This window comes from Bacillus sp. AFS023182 (assembly GCF_002560575.1).
Lineage (GTDB): Bacteria > Bacillota > Bacilli > Bacillales > Bacillaceae_G > Bacillus_A > Bacillus_A arachidis.
Genome location: NZ_NTRO01000020.1, coordinates 113,583 through 128,303, shown reverse-complemented (window position 1 = coordinate 128,303; position 14,721 = coordinate 113,583). Strand labels below are relative to the sequence as shown.

General features: G+C 37.8%; 17 protein-coding genes. 1 reads left to right on the top strand and 16 read right to left on the bottom strand.

Features of this window, described 5'->3' with window-relative positions; translation table 11 throughout:
* Nucleotides 1–152 precede the first annotated feature (152 nt).
* Nucleotides 153–860 carry a CDP-diacylglycerol--serine O-phosphatidyltransferase gene (gene pssA / locus CN288_RS09740; protein ID WP_026591284.1) on the top strand — a complete coding sequence of 236 codons (708 nt, stop codon included), beginning with the start codon at nucleotides 153–155 and terminating at the stop codon, nucleotides 858–860.
* 32 nt (nucleotides 861–892) lie between these two features.
* Here pssA and CN288_RS09735 read toward each other — a convergent pair whose 3' ends face one another.
* The 16 genes from CN288_RS09735 to CN288_RS09660 all read right to left on the bottom strand — a co-directional run bounded on the left by CN288_RS09735 (nucleotide 893) and on the right by CN288_RS09660 (nucleotide 14,720).
* Nucleotides 893–1,864, bottom strand: coding sequence for an NAD(P)-dependent oxidoreductase (locus CN288_RS09735; protein WP_026591285.1), 972 nt, complete (start codon nucleotides 1,862–1,864; stop codon nucleotides 893–895).
* A 150-nt stretch (nucleotides 1,865–2,014) separates the two neighbouring features.
* Nucleotides 2,015–2,179 (bottom strand): DUF4025 domain-containing protein, encoded by a 165-nt coding sequence (locus CN288_RS09730; RefSeq protein WP_081810991.1) that lies wholly within the window; start codon nucleotides 2,177–2,179, stop codon nucleotides 2,015–2,017.
* Between the two features lie 68 nt (nucleotides 2,180–2,247).
* Nucleotides 2,248–3,270 (bottom strand): histidinol phosphate phosphatase domain-containing protein, encoded by a 1,023-nt coding sequence (locus CN288_RS09725; RefSeq protein ID WP_098302203.1) that lies wholly within the window; start codon nucleotides 3,268–3,270, stop codon nucleotides 2,248–2,250.
* A gap of 12 nt (nucleotides 3,271–3,282) precedes the next feature.
* A complete protein-coding gene (gene hisE, locus CN288_RS09720) occupies nucleotides 3,283–3,606 on the bottom strand; it encodes a phosphoribosyl-ATP diphosphatase (protein ID WP_026591287.1) in 324 nt (107 codons plus the stop codon).
* Between the two features lie 12 nt (nucleotides 3,607–3,618).
* Nucleotides 3,619–3,924 (bottom strand): phosphoribosyl-AMP cyclohydrolase, encoded by a 306-nt coding sequence (gene hisI / locus CN288_RS09715; protein ID WP_026591288.1) that lies wholly within the window; start codon nucleotides 3,922–3,924, stop codon nucleotides 3,619–3,621.
* Nucleotides 3,921–4,679 carry an imidazole glycerol phosphate synthase subunit HisF gene (gene hisF / locus CN288_RS09710; protein ID WP_098302202.1) on the bottom strand — a complete coding sequence of 253 codons (759 nt, stop codon included), beginning with the start codon at nucleotides 4,677–4,679 and terminating at the stop codon, nucleotides 3,921–3,923. Before hisF ends, hisI begins: the two co-directional genes overlap by 4 nt.
* Nucleotides 4,673–5,392 (bottom strand): 1-(5-phosphoribosyl)-5-[(5-phosphoribosylamino)methylideneamino]imidazole-4-carboxamide isomerase, encoded by a 720-nt coding sequence (gene hisA / locus CN288_RS09705; protein ID WP_026591290.1) that lies wholly within the window; start codon nucleotides 5,390–5,392, stop codon nucleotides 4,673–4,675. The genes hisF and hisA overlap by 7 nt, the downstream gene beginning before the upstream one ends.
* Complete coding sequence (gene hisH, locus CN288_RS09700) at nucleotides 5,365–5,994, bottom strand: imidazole glycerol phosphate synthase subunit HisH (protein WP_026591291.1); 630 nt, start codon at nucleotides 5,992–5,994, stop codon at nucleotides 5,365–5,367. The genes hisA and hisH overlap by 28 nt, the downstream gene beginning before the upstream one ends.
* Complete coding sequence (hisB, locus tag CN288_RS09695) at nucleotides 5,995–6,579, bottom strand: imidazoleglycerol-phosphate dehydratase HisB (protein ID WP_026591292.1); 585 nt, start codon at nucleotides 6,577–6,579, stop codon at nucleotides 5,995–5,997.
* Entirely contained in the window at nucleotides 6,579–7,868 is a 1,290-nt protein-coding gene (gene hisD / locus CN288_RS09690; protein WP_026591293.1) for a histidinol dehydrogenase, read from the bottom strand. Before hisD ends, hisB begins: the two co-directional genes overlap by 1 nt.
* 13 nt (nucleotides 7,869–7,881) lie before the next feature.
* Nucleotides 7,882–8,517: an ATP phosphoribosyltransferase gene (gene hisG / locus CN288_RS09685; protein ID WP_090690984.1), complete on the bottom strand. Its 636-nt coding sequence runs from the start codon at nucleotides 8,515–8,517 to the stop codon at nucleotides 7,882–7,884.
* Nucleotides 8,493–9,755, bottom strand: coding sequence for an ATP phosphoribosyltransferase regulatory subunit (gene hisZ, locus CN288_RS09680; protein WP_026591295.1), 1,263 nt, complete (start codon nucleotides 9,753–9,755; stop codon nucleotides 8,493–8,495). The genes hisG and hisZ overlap by 25 nt, the downstream gene beginning before the upstream one ends.
* 348 nt (nucleotides 9,756–10,103) lie before the next feature.
* A complete protein-coding gene (leuD, locus tag CN288_RS09675; protein WP_026591296.1) occupies nucleotides 10,104–10,682 on the bottom strand; it encodes a 3-isopropylmalate dehydratase small subunit in 579 nt (192 codons plus the stop codon).
* The gene (leuC, locus tag CN288_RS09670) at nucleotides 10,660–12,054 is read right to left on the bottom strand and encodes a 3-isopropylmalate dehydratase large subunit (protein WP_026591297.1); all 1,395 of its coding nucleotides are present in this window, start codon (nucleotides 12,052–12,054) and stop codon (nucleotides 10,660–10,662) included. Before leuC ends, leuD begins: the two co-directional genes overlap by 23 nt.
* Nucleotides 12,054–13,118: a 3-isopropylmalate dehydrogenase gene (gene leuB, locus CN288_RS09665; protein WP_090690976.1), complete on the bottom strand. Its 1,065-nt coding sequence runs from the start codon at nucleotides 13,116–13,118 to the stop codon at nucleotides 12,054–12,056. Before leuB ends, leuC begins: the two co-directional genes overlap by 1 nt.
* 81 nt (nucleotides 13,119–13,199) lie before the next feature.
* Complete coding sequence (locus CN288_RS09660; protein ID WP_026591299.1) at nucleotides 13,200–14,720, bottom strand: 2-isopropylmalate synthase; 1,521 nt, start codon at nucleotides 14,718–14,720, stop codon at nucleotides 13,200–13,202.
* Between the last annotated feature and the right edge of the window lies 1 nt (nucleotide 14,721).

Genomic DNA, 14,721 nt, shown 5'->3' with positions numbered 1-14,721 from the left:
CCCACCATTAAGCTAAATGAGGGTTTCACGTTATGAAATCTTTCACAAAATGGGAATTTTTTCGTACGTCGAAAGAAATTTATGTTATGATAAAATAAGTAAACTTTCATACACTAATTAAGAATTTATTACAGAAAGCAAGGGATCAGATTTTGTATAGAGCAGCAATTCCAAACTTATTTACGCTCGGAAATTTATACAGTGGATTTTTATCAATCGGCTATGCATCTTTAGGGTATTATAAACCAGCTGCTATTTTAGTACTAATCGGGATGATGTTAGATAGTCTTGATGGTCGGGTTGCTCGTTTATTGCGTGTTGATTCACAAATGGGAAAAGAACTTGATTCACTAGCAGATGTTGTAACATTCGGTGCTGCGCCTGCGGTTTTAATGTACTACACCTCCTTTTCCAATTACGGAATTATTGGACTATACATAGCAGGACTATTCCCCCTATTCGGAGCATATCGCTTAGCAAGGTTCAATGTAACGCCATCCTCTACTTCTATGAAGTATTTCACTGGTGTTCCTATTACTGCAGCAGGAGGACTTGTTGCCTTCTTAACATTGTTTTCAAATACCATTCCAAAAATCGTCCTCATTACGGTATTTGTAACGTTTGCATTTTTAATGGTAAGTCGTATTCGAATCCCAAGTTTAAAAGATGTACCAATTCCACGTTACAGCATTATTGTTACGCTATTTTTAATTGGTAGTATTTATACAATGTATAAAACGAGTTTTGGCAACATTTCAGTATTTCTATTCATTGCTATTCCACTTTATATTTTGTTTATGTTATCTCAATTTCTTAGACAAAGGCCATCTCATAAAAAACGAGCAAATAAAGAAAAATAGCAAGAACCCTTCCGAATTCGGAAGGGTTCTTGCTATTTTGTAACTAATACTTTTTGTTTCACAGGTGTTAATGGTTCCTCTCCTTCTAATACAGCTAAAATGTTACGTACTGCCATTTCAGCCATAGCGTCACGTGTTTCAAACGTTGCGTTTCCAACATGCGGAGTAAGAACAACATTTTTCAGTCCCTTTAATCTCTCTGTAATTTTCGGTTCAAACTCAAATACATCAAGAGCCGCCCCTTCAATTTCATTTGTCTCTAACGCATGAGCAAGCGCTAGTTCATTCATAATTGGACCACGTGCTGCATTTATGATATATGCTGTTTTCTTCATCATTTTAAATTGTTCTTCATCAATCATATGATGAAGACTTGGATTATACGCACAATTAATCGTAATAAAGTCTGCTGTTTGTAATAGTTCTTCTAATGTTACATATATTGCTTCTAATTCACTTTCTGCCTCATCCTTACGGTTTGGTCCTGTATAAATCACATTCATTCCAAATGCTTTTGCACGTTTCGCAACTGCTTTTCCAATTTCACCAAGGCCGATGATTCCAATTGTTTTCCCATATATTTCTCGGCCTAGGAAAAAGAGTGGTGCCCAGCCATTAAATCCTACAGTACGACATAATGTATCCCCTTCTGGAATTCGTCTTGCAGCTGCTAAAAGAAGGGCAAATGTTAACTCTGCTGTTGCTTCTGTTGAAACTTTTGGTGTATTTGTAACTGTAATTCCTTTTTCTGCAGCATACATATAATCGATATTATCGTAACCCGCACCATAGTTGGCAATGATTTCCAAATCAGGTGCTACATCAATTACTTCCTTTGTTACCTTTGTTGAAAGTAAACTTAACAGTGCATCTTTTTCCTTTACTCGTTCTGCTAGTTCCTCTACACTAATTAATCCTTCCTTATCATACATTTCCACATCATGATTTTGTAATAATTGTAGTCCGATTTCTGGAATTTTTCCTGCCACTAATATTTTCGCCACTAATAAGCACCTCTTCTATTTAAAAATGAAAACTCCTTTATATTTTATTGTAAGAAATCTATATCAAAAAAGCCAAGAAATTTGATTACAGTTCCGAAAACTGACACTTTTCCACATAATAAAAGAGGAGATCGATATCTCCTCTTTTATTTATTGCTCTTCACTAGATTGTTTTCCAAGCTTTACATCAATCGTTCCTTCTGCTACCGTATCACTAATTTGTTCTTGCACTACAGAATCAACTTCCTCGTTCGTTTGGGAAGCATAACTTTGATTCGTCACTTTCATGTTCTGTTTGTTGTTTTGTTTTGTCATTTCAAACCCTCCTTTATCATTCTTTTTTATTTTGAGCAAAAAGAAAGGTTTTCATCACAAAATCATTTTTACTTTGAAACAGTTACCGATTCTTCTTCAAGCAGCTTCATCTTCCTCACCCGTTTTTCAAATGTAGCAACATGAGAAATACCATGATTACGTAATGTTTTCACATTTTCCCGGATATAATTTCCTAAGTCATTTGGGTAATGAGCATCTGATGAAAGAGTAATCGGTACTTTATGCTGCGCTAACGCTTGTAAATAAAGCGGACTTGGACACATCTCTCGAACAGGATAACGATAATATAATCCAGCATTTACTTCCGTTGCTGTATTTGTTTCTATTAATGCCTTAGCAATTCTTTCGTAATATGGAATCTGTACATTTTCATCTAATCGATAATTAAATACTTTTATATTATCAAGGTGCGCTACAATATCAAATAATCTCGAACGAACTGCCTTTTCTACTGTTGTGAAAAAGGCACCATACAATGTATTTAGCTGATGTTTTTCGAAATATTCTTTCGTATCTGGGTTATCAAATCCCCATCCATCAATAAAATGGACAGAACCAATTACATAATCCCAATCTCCTAATGCTAACAAATCTTCTAGCTCTCTCTCTCCATCAATAAAATAATCCGCTTCAATCCCAAGGCGCAGTACTACTCCTCTTTTTCTCCAACGCTCCTTTGCCTCTTGAATTGCTTTTGTAAAATCAGAAATGGAAGCTACCCGCACTTGATCTAGCCATTCTTTCTGCAGTCGACCGAGCTTTGAATCACTAATGTCTACATATTTTTCGTAATACTCTTTTGCCTCATAAAAGCGATAGAGATGATCAACAATCCCCACTTCTTTTATTCCTTTTTGCAGTGCTTCTTCTAAATATAAATCAATCCATTCCGCTGTAAACGGACCGTCTTGCACACGCTTTTGCAAACGTTCTTGTGTTTTCATGAGCCATTCAATAGAGTGCTTTTCTTCTTTGAGTGGTTGAAAATGTTCTAGCGATTCATTTATTCTCGCCAACCATCCTATTGAATACGGACCTTCTTCTAAATGAAGGTGATAATCTACTTTCATACTCTTCCCCCCTTATAATGTATCAATTTCTTTTCGTTCCCCTGTTTTTGAGAGCTTTCCTTGTCTCTCTTTCACTTCTTCTAACACATCTTCTAATGGAATATTTTTTGTGGCTAGTAAAACAAAGCAGTGATAAATCACATCGACCATTTCTTTTATAAGTTCTTCTTTATCATCGTTTTTTGCAGCGATCACAACTTCTGTACACTCTTCCCCTATTTTTTTTAAAATCTTATCTTCACCTTTTGTAAATAAATAACTTGTATATGATTCCGAAATTGGACTTTCTTTACGCTGCTCAATAGTTTCATATAAAGACTTCAGTACGTCTTCCATCCTCAGATCCCCCTATATGATTTTATAATGAAAGCATGTTTTCTCTCCTGTATGACAAGCTGGTCCTACTTGCTTAACCATAATTACAATCGAATCTTGATCACAATCTAAATACAGAGATTGAACATACTGCATGTGCCCAGACGTTTCTCCTTTATTCCATAACGCTTGCCGCGAGCGTGAATAAAACCATGTTTTCTTCGTCTCTAACGTTTTTTTATATGCTTCTTCATTCATATATGCTAACATCAAAACTTCTTTTGTTTCTTCTTCTACCACAATAGCTGGCAACAATCCCTTTGAGAAATCAGGCGTCATATTCTCACCTCAATTTTCGCTTCTTGTAATTTTTTCTTCACCTCTTGCACTGTTGCCTCACCATAGTGAAAAATAGAGGCTGCTAATGCTGCATTTACCGATGTTTTTTGAAACACCTTTACAATATGTTCCGCGCTTCCACATCCTCCTGATGCAATAACTGGAATCGAGACAGCTTCTGAAATTGTTTTAGTCAAACGAATATCATAGCCATCCTTCGTCCCATCTGCATCCATACTCGTAAGTAAAATCTCGCCAGCCCCTAACTGTTCTACCTGCTTTGCCCATTGTACAGCATCAATTCCTGTATCAATCCGTCCACCATTTACATATACGTTCCATTTATTTTCTTTTACTTTCCTTGCATCAATTGCGACAACAATACATTGGGAACCAAAATGTTCGGCTCCTTCCCCAACTAATTTTGGATTTCGTACTGCCGCTGAATTAAGTGAAACTTTGTCCGCACCTGCTCTTAGCAAGGCATATATATCTTGAATAGTGGAAATCCCACCCCCAACTGTAAGCGGAATAAACACTTTTGACGCCGCTCTCTCTACAACATCTATAATTGTTTTTCTCCCCTCATGCGTCGCCGTAATATCTAAAAAAACAATTTCATCTGCACCTGCTTTATTATACAAATCAGCTATTTCAACAGGATCACCAACATCTTGTAATCCTACAAAATTCACACCCTTTACAACACGGCCATCTTTCACATCTAAACATGGAATGATTCGCTTCGTTAACATATCTTTGTCACCTGCAATGCCTCTTCTAAATCAATTGTTTTTTCATATAACGCTTTTCCGATAATAACGCCATAGACATTCATATCGTTTAACTTCTGTATATCTTGCAATGAGCATACGCCGCCTGATGCAACAATACGGATCGCCACCGCTTTCTGTAGTAATTGCAGTTGCTCGAAGTTCGGACCCTCTAACGTACCATCTTTTGCAATATCTGTAAAAATGATTGTTTGCACGCCGGCACTTTCCATTTTCTTCGCAAGGTCAATATAAGAAATTTCAGACACATCTAACCAGCCTCTTGTTGCAACAAAACCATTTTTCGCATCAATACCAACAATAATATTTTCTCCATATAAACGAACTGCTTCTTCTAAAAAAGGACGATCGTACAATGCTGCCGTTCCTAAAATAACTTTTTCTACTCCTACTGACAGTAACTTTTCAATCGTTTTAAGAGAGCGTATTCCTCCGCCTACTTGAACCGGAATTCGAACTGCTTTACATATATCCTCAATTACAGAAAGATTCATTGATTGACCTGCAACCGCCCCGTCTAAATCAACAATGTGTAATGTTCTTGCACCTAATTTTTCAAATAATAATGCTTGAGCAACTGGATTTTCATTCATAACTTTTTCCTTATTAAATTCTCCTTGATAAAGCCTAACACACCGCCCTTGTTTTAAATCGATAGCTGGGAAGATTTCCATGATTCTACCACTCCTTTAAAGTTTCTTAACATTTGTATTCCGATATCACCGCTTTTTTCAGGGTGAAACTGCGCTCCAAATATATTCCCTTTCGCAACAATCCCTGGAATATCAATCTTATAGTCACTACTACCACATACAATCTCACTTGGACAATCTACATAATAGGAATGAACATAATACACAAATGAACCATTTTCTACTCCATTCCACAGCTCCATTTCCCGTTTCTTCTTTAATTGATTCCAGCCCATATGCGGTATTTTATAAGGGACTTTCAGCTTTCGAACTACTCCTGGCAACAAACCTAATCCTTTTGTTCTCTCTATTTCTTCACTTTCTTCAAATAAAATCTGCATCCCTAAACAAATACCAAGTAGTGGTTTTCCTTGTGCTCCAATTTCTTGAATTACTGAAACGAGATCTTTTTCCTGCAAAGCAATCATTGCTTTTGGAAAAGCTCCAACTCCTGGTAAGATCACACCGTCACTTTGTAATATCTTCTCTTTATCATCTGTTACAATATGCTTAGCCCCAATACGTGTTAACGCCTGTTCAACACTGCGAATATTCCCCATTCCATAATCTACAATTGCAATCAATTACAACAGTCCTTTCGTAGAGTTTACACCAACAATTTTGTCATTTTTGTCCACCGCTTCACGCAGTGCACGTCCAAACGCTTTAAATAACGCTTCAATTTTGTGATGGGTATTACTTCCATATAATATTCGAGCATGTAGTGTGATATTGGCAGCGTGGGCAACCGCTCTAAAAAACTCCTCTGTCAGCTCTGTATCAAAATCTCCTAACTTAGGATTTTTCAATTCACCTTGAAAGACATGATAAGACCTTCCGCTTATATCAATTGCTACAAAGCCTAATGCTTCATCCATTGGTACATATGCCGCTCCGTAACGATTAATCCCTTCTTTATTTTGCAGTGCCTCTTTCAAACAATTTCCAAGTACAATACCAACATCTTCAACAGTATGATGAGCGTCAACAAACACATCACCTTCTGCTTCGATTTGCAAACCAAATCGTCCATGTCTTGCAAACAAAGTTAACATATGATCAAAAAACCCCACACCTGTTTGAATCGCAACATTTGTACTTTCATCTAGTTGTAAACTCAGTTTGATTTTTGTTTCTGTCGTTCCTCGTACTTGACTTGCCTCACGCATTATTTCTCCTCCTCAAATCGAATTTGTATTGCTCTTGCATGCGCATGTAGTCCCTCTTTATCAGCGAGCGTTGTAATATGATGTTGAACGTTTTGTAACGCTTCTTTTGTATAGGATACAAAGCTCGATTTTTTCACAAAATCATCAACCGATAACGGTGAAAAGAAACGCGCCGTTCCGCTTGTTGGCAGTACATGATTGGGTCCTGCAAAATAATCTCCAAGTGGCTCTGGTGCATACGGACCAATAAAAATCGAACCCGCATGCTGAATATATGCCAAAGCGTTCATCGGCTCTTTTATGTGCAACTCTAAATGCTCCGGTGCTATTTCATTTGACAATTGAAACGCGTGCTCTAGCGAAGGAACAACGAGAATTGCTCCGTTTCTTTCTATTGATTCACAAGCTATTTCACTTCTTGGCAATTCCCGAAGTTGCTGCTTTATTTCTCTTTCTATCTCTTTAGCAAGTTCTACACAAGTTGTAATACAAATCGCTGTTGCTCTCACATCATGCTCAGCTTGAGATAATAAGTCCGCTGCGATAAAAGACGCATTTCCAGTTTTGTCAGCAATTACAACGATCTCAGATGGTCCAGCAATCATATCGATATGAACAACTCCAAATACCTCACGTTTTGCAAGAGCCACATATATATTCCCTGGACCGACAATTTTATCAACTTTCGGAATCGATTCTGTCCCATATGCTAATGCTCCTATCGCTTGTGCACCACCTACTGTATAGATTTCATCTACACCGGCAATTTCAGCAGCTGCTAAAATATGTGGATCTATTCCCGCTTTCCCTGGCGGTGTTACCATTACAACCTTCTGAACACCGGCAATTTTAGCAGGTAATACATTCATAAGTACAGATGACGGATACGATGCAGTTCCTCCTGGTACATATACACCAACTGTTTGCAATGGTCTAATCAGTTGCCCACGAATCACACCCTCATTTTCACAATCTAAAAAGGATTGTCTTTTTTGTTTTTCATGGTATGAGATGATGTTTTCCTTTGCGCATTGCAATGCTTCTAGAAATGAAGATTCCACATATTTACTCGCTTTTTCAACTTCTTCTTTTGCAACACGTAATTTTTGTAATTCAATTCCATCAAAAGTTTTTGTATAAGAAAATAGTGCCTCATCTTTCCCTTTTCTCACACCCTCAACAATTTCCCTTACGCGTATCTGTACAGTTTCTTCTATTATATTAGCCTGTTCTCTTAACTGTTTTATTCTCTTCAACGCTTCCGTGTAGTTTTCAGATATTACTTCCACCCAGAGTCCCCCTTTATTTATCTGCAGTGATGACACGCTCCATTTTATTTATAATATTGAATATTTCGTCTTTTTTTGTTTTTAAAGCAGCTTTATTTACAATCATGCGAGCTGATATTGAATACATTTCTTCAAATACAATCAATCCATTTTCTTGTAATGTTTTTCCCGTCTCTACAATATCAACAATCGCATCTGCTAATCCAAGAAGTGGAGCGATTTCTACTGAACCTTCTATTTTAATAATTTCTACATCTTCTCCCTTATCTCGAAAATAACCGGAAGTAATATGCGGATATTTTGTAGCAATTCTCTTTTTTCGATAGCCTTTCGGATTATATGTCGGAATAGAAGCGACACAAAACTTACAACATCCTACTTCTAAATCAACCATTTCATATATATCTTTCTCATATTCCATTAAAATATCTTTTCCAACAATACCTATGTCTGCAACACCATGTTCTACATATGTTGCAACATCAACCGCTTTAACAAGAATGAACGAAATATTAGCATTTTCACTTTGAAAAACAAGTCTTCTTCCTTTATCTTTCAGCTCCGAACAATCTATACCGATTTTTTCAAAAAGCGGGATAGTATGTTCCTCCAATCTTCCTTTCGTTAACGCAATTTGAATGTTACGCATGAAGTTTCTCCTTCTTTCTGTATCACCCATTTTTCTTTCCACATATATTCCACTAATGCTTTTCCAGTCGCTTCAATCACTTTTGTAATCCCATTCTTCTTCGCAAACTGAAATGTATCTTGCAAATTCTCAAACATAGATAACTCCACTTTCCAACCATCTTTCTGAAGTAAACCACATAGTCTTTCTGCTTCTGCTATCCGATCCAAAGAATAATGAATGATCATATCTAATTTTTTTCGTTTGAATTGTTTTTGCTGTTCTTGTAATATCCGGACAATTTGATTTACTTGTACAGCCAATCCAACTGCTGGCATCGGTTCCCCAAAATTACCAAGCAATTCATCATATCTTCCGCCACTAACGATTTCTCCTCCAACATCATATATATATCCTCTAAAAATAATTCCTGTATAATAATGCAAATGTTGAATCATTCCAAGGTCAATCGAGATATACGAAGCATATCCTAATTTTTCAATCGTTTTATAAATTTCTTTAACCCGCGCAATCGCTTGCTTCATCTCATAATTCGAAGCAAGTTTTTCCGCTTCTTCAATTACTTCAAGTTTTCCGAATAATCTTGGTAACTTTTCAAGTAACTGTACAGTTTCATCACGTCGATCTAAGTTCCTTTCTTGTAAAAAACGGGATAGTTCTGCATAATTTTTACTTTCAATATACGTACGTAAAAGCGACTCCTCCTCTTCTCCAAATGACAGCTTTTTAACGATACACTTGTATAACTGAACTTGCCCTAATTCTATTGTAAAAGATTGAATCCCCACAGCTTGAAGAGCGTGAATTGCGCTTACGATACATTCAATTTCAGCACGTATATTATCTATCCCAATTATTTCAATACCTGTTTGAATGATTTCATTGTATTTTCCAGCTAGCGACTCGTTCGCTCGAAATACATTCCCACTATATGTTAATTTCACTGGTGCCTCCTCACCATGAGTTCCTATTACTCTTGCAAGTGGGATTGTCATATCAGGTCTTAACACGATAATGCGTCCTTGCTGGTCAAAGAACTTATACATTTTCTCTTCATCTATCGGACGATTCCGAAAAGAAAAGACATCATAAAATTCAATCGTAGGCGTTCGGATTTCCTCATAGCCTCTTTCTAAAAAAGTACGTCGTAATTTTTGTTCAACTTCTTCTATTAGCGTACACTCTTCAAATACATAATCTCTTGTTCCATCTGGATTTGCTCGCTTCCATTTTGTCATACCGATTCACACTCCTTTAAGCTCTCATCAGTAAATTTCCCCTTTTAATATATGCCCACCATAGCAATCATGAACAAAATAAAAAGGGCCTTGTAGAAAAAATACCTACAAGGCCCTTTCATAGGGTGTAGGTACAACGGGACTAACCCTTGTACCTACACGTTGTTCACGCTAGGTTCAAGGGTTTATGTATGATGATGTAGTTGTGTAAGCATATTAATAGATTGTAATGTAAACATTATCCTTACTCCCTTTCTCCTCTTATTTTCACATAGTATATAACACAAAATTCAGAATGTAAACAAAATTCAAACCTTATTTATATTATATTACAGCTCGCTAAACAAATTAGCGAGCTGTATTTCGTTCATATTCTTGAATTTGTTGCTCATATTGAAGTGTGATTCCGATTTCATCTAAACCATTTAATAATTTTTCTTTCCACATGTTCTCAATTGTAAAATGAAAACGATGTAGCGAGGTTGTAATCACTTCATTCTCTAGATCAACTTCGATGACATCTCTTGGATCAACAGCTGCTAGCTTTTCACGCATTTCTTTTTCCATAACGATTGGCAGCATGCCATTTTTCGTACAATTCATATAAAAAATATCTGCAAATCCCCCCGCAACAATAACACGAAATCCATAGTCAGCGAGTGCCCATGGCGCATGTTCTCGTGATGAACCACAGCCAAAATTTTCACCTGTAATGAGTATACTTGCACCTTTTCGCTCAGGTGCATTTAATGGAAAATCCGGATTCTCTTGCCTGTCATTCCCATAACGCCATTCATCAAATAAAAATTGCCCAAAACCCGTTCGTTCAATCCTCTTTAAATATTGTTTTGGAATAATTTGATCTGTATCAATATTATCGTTCATTAGTACGGCAACAGTACCTTTATGAATACGAAACGACTCCATCATAACTCTCCTTTCTTACATCAACGAAATGACCATAAAGTGCTGCGGCGGCTGCCATAGCAGGACTGACTAAATGTGTTCTTGCACCCTTCCCCTGCCGTCCTTCAAAATTCCGATTGGAAGTAGATGCACAATGTTCTCCTTCAGGCACTTGGTCTGGATTCATCCCAAGACACATAGAACACCCAGGTTCTCTCCATTCAAATCCCGCCTCTTCAAATATACGGTGCAATCCTTTTTCCATTGCTGCTTTTCGTACTCTTTTAGACCCTGGTACAACAAGCGCTCGCACCCCTTCTTTTACCTTTTTTCCCTTCACAACAGCCGCGGCGATTTCTAAATCTGATAAACGAGAATTTGTGCAAGAACCAATAAATACATGCTGAACAGGAATATCAAATACACTCTGTCCCGGCTGAAGCCCCATATACGCTAAAGCTCGTTCATCATTTTTATCATGTGTTTCTGGAAGCTTCTCATCAATACGCATACCCATACTTGGATTTGTTCCCCATGTTACATATGGTACTAGTTTAGCAACATCTACTGAAATATAAGTATCGTATATTGCATCTGGCTCAGTATAAAGTTCCTTCCACTTTGCTACTGCCAAATCAAATTCTTCCGGTGCATACTCACGTCCTTTTACATAAGCAAATGTTTTTTCATCTGGCGCAATAATTCCTGCTTTTGCTCCGCCCTCGATTGCCATGTTACAAAGCGTCATTCGCTCTTCCATTTCCATATTTACAATTGTTTCTCCGTAAAACTCCATCACATATCCCGTTCCAACTGCTATCCCATGCGTAGCTAGGAGGTGTAAAATAATATCTTTTGCGTATACTCCTTTAGGCAATTTCCCCTTTAATTCAATCCCCATTGCCTTTGGCTTTCTCTGCCATAATGTTTGCGTCGCTAATACATGTTCAACTTCACTTGTACCAATTCCAAATGACAACGCTCCAAAGGCTCCATGTGTTGCCGTATGACTATCACCACATACAATGGTCTTTCCCGGTTGTGTAAGTCCTAGTTCCGGTCCAATAACATGAACAATCCCTTGATGTTCATCCTCAATATCCGCTAATGGAATATTAAATTGCTTACAATTTTCACGAAGTGTATCTAATTGTTGCTTAGCAATACGATCCGTAATGTTCCAAACATCCTTTGTTGGAATATTATGATCCATCGTTGCAAATGTTAAATCCGGCCTCCGAACGTTCCGATTTGCAAGCCGCAAGCCTTCAAACGCTTGCGGCGATGTTACTTCATGTACGAGATGAAGATCGATATATAATAAATCTAATCCATTTTCATTTGTCGCAACAACATGTCTCTCCCACAACTTATCCAGTAACCTTTTAGCCATTATCTTCCTCTCCCTACTAACGCTTGTTCTTCCATTTCTTGAAGTACAGCCTTTGTAAACGAAGTTGTTGTTTCATTTCCGCCGATATCAACTGTACATTTCCCAGAGCGAAGAACTGAAGAAATTGCTTCTTCAATCGCTTCTCCCTCTCTTCTTAGTTCAAAAGACTGTCCAAGCATCATCGCAACTGAACGCATCATCGCAATTGGATTCACTTTATTTTTCCCTGCAATGTCTGGTGCTGATCCATGAATTGGTTCATAAAGTGAAGGCCCATTCTCTGCGTGACTTGCCGAAGGAAGCATCCCTAGTGACCCAGCTAATACAGAGGCCTCATCACTTAAAATATCACCAAATAAATTTTCTGTTACAACAACATCAAACCTGCCTGGGTTGCGAATCAATTCCATAGCCGCTGCATCTACTAAAATATGTTCAAGTTCAATATTAGGATAGCGAAGTGCCACTTCTTTTGTTACTTCCCTCCAAAGCTTACTCGACTCTAAAACATTTGCTTTATCAATAGAAGTAACTTTTTTACGACGTTTACTCGCTAATTGAAAAGCGTATGAAACAATGCGCTCAATTTCATGACGATGATAAGTAAGCGTATCTGTAGCTACTTCTTCTGTTCTTTCTTTTGGAAAAGAGAAATAAATACCACCCGTTAATTCACGAACAACAACAAAATCCACCTTATCAGCAGCCTTCAATGGAGATAAATGAGCAGTCGCTGCATCTACAGTGACAGGACGAACATTAGCAAATACACCAAGCCCTTTTCGAAGTGCAAGCAATCCTTTTTCCGGTCTTTCTTTCGCGTCGTCCCAGCGCGGTCCGCCAACCGAACCTAGTAATACCGCATCACTTGCTAAACATGCCGCTAATGTTCGAGGTGGCAATGGTTGCCCAAACGAATCAATCGCAGCTCCTCCAAATTGTTCATCTTGTAAATAAAAATGGTGACCATATAACCTTTCTATCATGTGCAGTACTTCCTTCGCACTCTCCATAATTTCTGGTCCAACACCATCACCCGCTAAGCAAACAATACGTTTTTCCAATGATCAGCACCCCTTTTTGTTTTTACTGATTATTCTGAATTTAATCGAGTGAAGTGGGGGTATTCCCCCACTTATCAAACATTACTTTGCAAGCAATAACAAAGCCTTTAACTTTCCAGCTGCATGTACATAAGCTCTAGCTGATGCTTCTAATACATCTTGCGCCACACCAAAACCTGTAACTTGATGAGTTCCTTCTTTCAATTCAACATGAACATGAGCAAGTGCATCTTGACCTTGTGTAATAGATTGAATACGATAATCAGCTAACTCACACTCAAGTCCCAAAATCCTTTGAATTGCATTGTAAATCGCTTCAATACTCCCTGCTCCTGTTGCTGCATCTTCGTACACATTACCTGCCTCATCTGTTAGTGCAACTGTTGCACATTGCGTACTATTTGATACAAAATGTACTTGTAATTGTTTAATTTTATACTGCTGGGTTGAAAATGCTGTTTCTCCCAGTACTAATGCACGTAAATCTTCTTCTGTAATCTCTTTTTTTCGATCTGCTAATCTCTTAAATGCGCTGAATGCTATATCTCGCTCTGCTTCCGTAAACTCATAGCCAAGTTCCTTCATTTTTTCAGTAAACGCATGGCGACCAGAATGCTTTCCAAGTACAAACAAATTTTGCGCTTCACCAATGAGCTCTGGTGCAATAATTTCATATGTCGTTACTTCTTTTAATACACCATCTTGATGAATACCTGATTCATGAGCAAACGCATTCGCTCCAACAATCGCTTTATTTTTCGGTACAACCATTCCTGTTAAACGACTCACTAATGTACTTGTTGCCTTAATCTCTTTCAATACCATAGAAGGATCGGCTTCATAATAGTCTTTTCGAATATGCAAAGCTACCGCTACCTCTTCTAAAGCTGCATTACCTGCGCGCTCTCCAATTCCATTAATTGTTCCCTCTATTTGGAGGGCCCCGCCTTCAATCGCCGCTAATGAATTTGCTACCGCCATTCCAAGATCGTCATGGCAATGGCAAGAGAAAATAGCTTTTTCATAAGAAGGAACGGACTCTTGTAAGTATTTAAAAAGAGAGTAGTATTCTTCTGGATTGGTATAACCAACTGTATCCGGAATATTAACAACATCCGCTCCAGCACGAATCGCAACTTCCACAGCTTCTGCTAAAAATGCACGAGCCGTTCTCGTTGCATCTTCTGCTGAAAATTGTACTGTGGGAAATAACGATTTCCCTAAAGTTACAGAGCGATGAATACTATCTAATACATCTTCTTTTGACATACAAAGCTTATATTTCATATGAATATCACTCGTTGCCAAAAAAACGTGTAACCTTGGAGATGCTGCATGTTTTAAAGCTTCATATGCTCTTTGAATATCACTTTCCCTCGCTCTTGCTAGACTCATAACGGAAACGTTTTGAATCGTTTCTGCAATACGTTTTACTGAGCGAAAATCACCTTCAGAAGCTGCTGCAAATCCTGCTTCCATCACATTGATTCCTAGTTTTTCTAACTGTTTGGCAATCTGTAACTTTTCTTGTTCATTTAAATTGACTCCGGGTGATTGTTCGCCATCACGAAGCGTCGTATCCATGAACAAAATCTGTTTCATA